Origin of the sequence: Flavonifractor plautii ATCC 29863 (assembly GCF_000239295.1) — a bacterium.
Lineage (GTDB): Bacteria > Bacillota > Clostridia > Oscillospirales > Oscillospiraceae > Flavonifractor > Flavonifractor plautii.
Window position 1 is genome coordinate 1 of the sequence record NZ_JH417767.1, and the last position, 3,476, is coordinate 3,476.

The 3,476-nt window shown below is 57.6% G+C and carries 4 protein-coding genes; all 4 read left to right on the forward strand.

Annotated elements, in window-relative coordinates; translation table 11 throughout:
• Nucleotides 1-1,283, forward strand: a 1,283-nt coding sequence (locus HMPREF0372_RS09335) for an AAA family ATPase (RefSeq protein ID WP_007491379.1), incomplete at its 5' end; no start/stop codon positions are given.
• A 135-nt stretch (nt 1,284-1,418) separates the two neighbouring features.
• Complete coding sequence (locus tag HMPREF0372_RS09340) at nt 1,419-1,796, forward strand: hypothetical protein (RefSeq protein WP_039997104.1); 378 nt, start codon at nt 1,419-1,421, stop codon at nt 1,794-1,796.
• A gap of 347 nt (nt 1,797-2,143) precedes the next feature.
• Nucleotides 2,144-2,500, forward strand: a complete 357-nt coding sequence (locus HMPREF0372_RS09345) for a hypothetical protein (protein ID WP_155116999.1) — start codon at nt 2,144-2,146, stop codon at nt 2,498-2,500.
• Nucleotides 2,501-2,569: 69 nt separating this feature from the next.
• Entirely contained in the window at nt 2,570-3,199 is a 630-nt protein-coding gene (locus tag HMPREF0372_RS09350) for an RNA polymerase sigma factor (protein WP_007491387.1), read from the forward strand.
• The last annotated feature ends 277 nt before the right edge of the window (nt 3,200-3,476 follow it).

Consider the following 3,476-nt stretch of genomic DNA (forward strand, 5'->3'; position numbering starts at 1 on the left):
AGGACTATGCCCAGGAAACCGCCGTCGCCCTTCATGGGGCTGGTTCCAGTGTGAAGGTATTAGACCTTTCCCGCGTGTGGCCTGAAATTCCAGAGCATGGAGATGTGTCTGATATGCTCCTCCAATTTGGTGAGGAAAAGGCTTGCGCCATGATAGCGCAGCTTATCAGCGCAACACCGGAGTGGGAACCCTCCTGTGACCAGAACAGGCCGACGCTGGAGACGATCACCGCTGCCGATCTTCAACAGAAGGACTTGCCGCCCATCAAGTTTATTGTGGACAGGCTGCTTTCCGTTGGGCTGAATATCCTGGCCTCCCCGCCGAAGTACGGCAAGAGCTGGATGGTGCTGGCCCTCTGCCTTGCGGTGGCCTCTGGCGGCCGGTTCCTGGGGTACACAACAAATCAATGCGGGTGCCTGTATCTGGCCCTGGAGGACAGCCAGCGCCGCCTAAAAACCCGCATGAACAAGCTGCTGGCCGGGAAAACCGCTCCCACCGGATTTCATTTTGCAACGATGGCAAATCCCATTGACGGCGGCCTGTTCAATGAGCTGGAGGACTTTTTGAAGAAGCACCCGGACACCGGTCTGATTGTCGTTGACACCCTCCAGAGGGTGCGCGGGGCCTCCCACGGGAAAGAGGGGGCCTATGCCGCCGACTATCGGGAAGTAGGGGCGCTGAAAGCTTTTGCGGATCAGCACAATGTGGCTCTGCTGCTTGTCCACCACCTCCGCAAGATGAAGGACGACGGCGACCCTTTCAACATGATTTCCGGTACAAACGGTATCATGGGTGCCGCTGATACCACAATGGTATTGACGAAGGAGAAACGCGGGGACAGCAACGCCACCTTTTCCGTGGTGGGCCGTGATGTGGAGAGCAGCGACACGGTTCTACGGTTCAACAAGGATACTTGTTATTGGGAAAACCTGGGGGATGCTGACTGGTTTGCAGAACAGCAAGCCCGCCAAGAGTACCAGGAAAGCCCGCTTGTCAAAACTATCAAGAAGCTGGTGGAGCAATCCCCAGAGGGATGGGAGGGCACGGCGCAGCAACTTTTGGAGGCTGGTCGGTTTATTGCCCGCACATCGTTGGCAAACAGCCCTAAAGCACTATCAAACAAGCTGAGAGACATGGCAAATCTGTTGCTTGATAATGACGGGATTGTATATGAACGCAAAAGGAACGGGAGCGGCGGAGGAAAACATAGGTTTTACTCCAACACTACCCCGCAGTTTGAAGAACTGGAGCAAGCTCAATTTGACCCGTTTTTTTGGGGGTAAAAACAACCGTTGGTATCGTTGCTATCGTTGATACCGTTGGTAAATTGGTAAAATTAAGGAGGCTCTGCAACGGTATCAACGGTTCCAACGGTATCAACGGTCAACGATACCCCCCTTTTTTTGAAGGAGTTTTGAATGAATAATATATTTTCTGAAATGGAGCGGGTGGTGGATGCCCTAACCAGCCCGCTCGGTGACTATGCTCCCCGATGTCGCCATCTGATGGTTGACTACAAGGACAAAGCTGGCCGTGATCTTCACCAAGAGATTCTGACCTTACACCACCCGGCGGGGACAGATGAGGCCCTGGTGGAATCAATAAAGGTGGAGGCCGCACAAAAAGGGTGCAGGCTGACCGCTCTAGCTGAGTGTGTAGAAGATGGCGTATGGAAAGCCTTATATCTGTCGCCGGGATATCTGGAAGAATATGCGGAAGAAATGGGATTGACCATGCCAAAGGATATTCCCGCCGCGCTGGCCGCGCGTGGCTTCTGTATGGCGGAAGGGTGTTGAGAGAAGGGCGGCCCCAGGTGTGCCGGTGCGTCCGTTTTTCGGACGCGCCACCAGCGCAACAGTCACAAACAAAAGCGTCCGCAACCGTCCGGTTTCCGGACGGCTGGCATCAGGCCCAAAGGGGGGAGCCAATTTCGTTCCCCTACAGATGGGGGCTAATTTATCCCCCCGGCCCCCTCTCTCCTTTTATGGGCGGACACGCAAGACCGACAGGCGGCCTCTGAGCACGAAAAAGTTTAGAAATGGGTGTTTGCCCCCCGTTTCAAATTCCCAAGCGCTTGTGAAAACTTGTGTTCTATCCGGAGATTCTGGAGGCCCTAAAAATGCGGGAGGAGGCGAAAAGCACTATGGACTTCGTACCAGTAGAAACCATGTGGGGTGATCGGGATATCTGGCTGACCATCGAGCGGGGGCCGGAGTTTCTGACCGCAGCGAAGGAGCTGAGCGACTATATCGCGGAGTTGCCCCTCACCGTGGAGCAAAACGACGAGCTGGTCAGGCTGACCGTGGCCCAGACTGTAGAGGCGGAGCGGAACGCGTTTTTTGAGGGGGCCCGGCTTGGCCTGGAGCTGGGCAGGGCCGAACAAAGAGCGAACGCTGAGTATCAGGCTATTTCGGACACCCTAAAAAGCAGCGTGTATGGTGAGATTTGTAATGCCCTAAAAAAGAACCGCCCCAAGATTGTATCATCTGTTACAATCTAAGAGCGGCCCCCGGTGTGGTGGAGTGTGAAGCTGTCACCCACATTTTACCACAAAGGGGGCAGCAAGACAATGACCAACGAGGAGCTGGCCCTGCAGATCCGAGCGGGAGAGCGGGGCAGAATTACAGAGCTGTGGGCCCGGGTGCGGCGCTTTGCCCTCTGGCGGGCCCGGAGGTGGGCAGCGTTCGGGCGGGGTGTCACGGTGGACGACCTGGAGCAAGAGGCGTTTATAGCCCTCCTGGACGCGCTGGAGCGGTGGAGAGAGGCGGACGGGCCCCTGCTCTCCGTATACGCCCTGCGGCTCAAGGCGGCATTTACAGAGGCCACAGGGCAACGGACACAGCGCGACCGCCTTGACCCGCTCGACCGGGCCCTCAGTCTGGACGCGCCACTGAGCGACGACCCGGACGCGGACACCCTGGAGGCCGTAGTGGAAGATCCGGCGGGGGCCGCAGCTATCGAGGAGGCAGAGGCCCACAGTGACCACCAGCAGCTCCACGGCATCCTCGGCCACGCCCTGGGCGCACTCCCGGCGGAGCAGCGGGAGGTGGTGCGGCGGCGCTACTACCGGGGCCAGACCGTGGCGGAGATAGCCACAGCCACCGGCGTACCGGAGAAGGAGGTCCGCAAGCTGGAGGCGGCAGCCCTGCGGGTGCTGCGGCATCCCAGGGTATCCCAAGTGCTGCGGGAGTATCGGTGAAGCCGGGAGAAAGCCGGGAGAATCCGACCTCTATAAGAGGGCACGAACCAAGAGCGAAGCCTGAGAAAATTGGGAGATTGGGGAGACCCTAAAAGAAACGAACAACGAGCGAACAGAGAGAAAAGCCCCGAACGAAGCCTGAGTGAACCCTGAGTATCCGGAGATTTCGGAGGCCCTAAAAAGGCCCCCCTTCCTCCGGAGTGGGGAACATGACCGGAGGGAAACGGCGTGGGTAGCCTTTTCCGCCCGATAAAACAAAAAGCGCCGCATGTATGGC

Coding starts and splice junctions, on each gene's coding strand:
- HMPREF0372_RS09350 (WP_007491387.1), top strand. CDS start 2,570: ATGACCAACGAGGAGCTGGCCCTGCAGATCCGAGCGGGAGAGCGGGGC.
- HMPREF0372_RS09340 (WP_039997104.1), top strand. CDS start 1,419: ATGAATAATATATTTTCTGAAATGGAGCGGGTGGTGGATGCCCTAACC.
- HMPREF0372_RS09345 (WP_155116999.1), top strand. CDS start 2,144: ATGGACTTCGTACCAGTAGAAACCATGTGGGGTGATCGGGATATCTGG.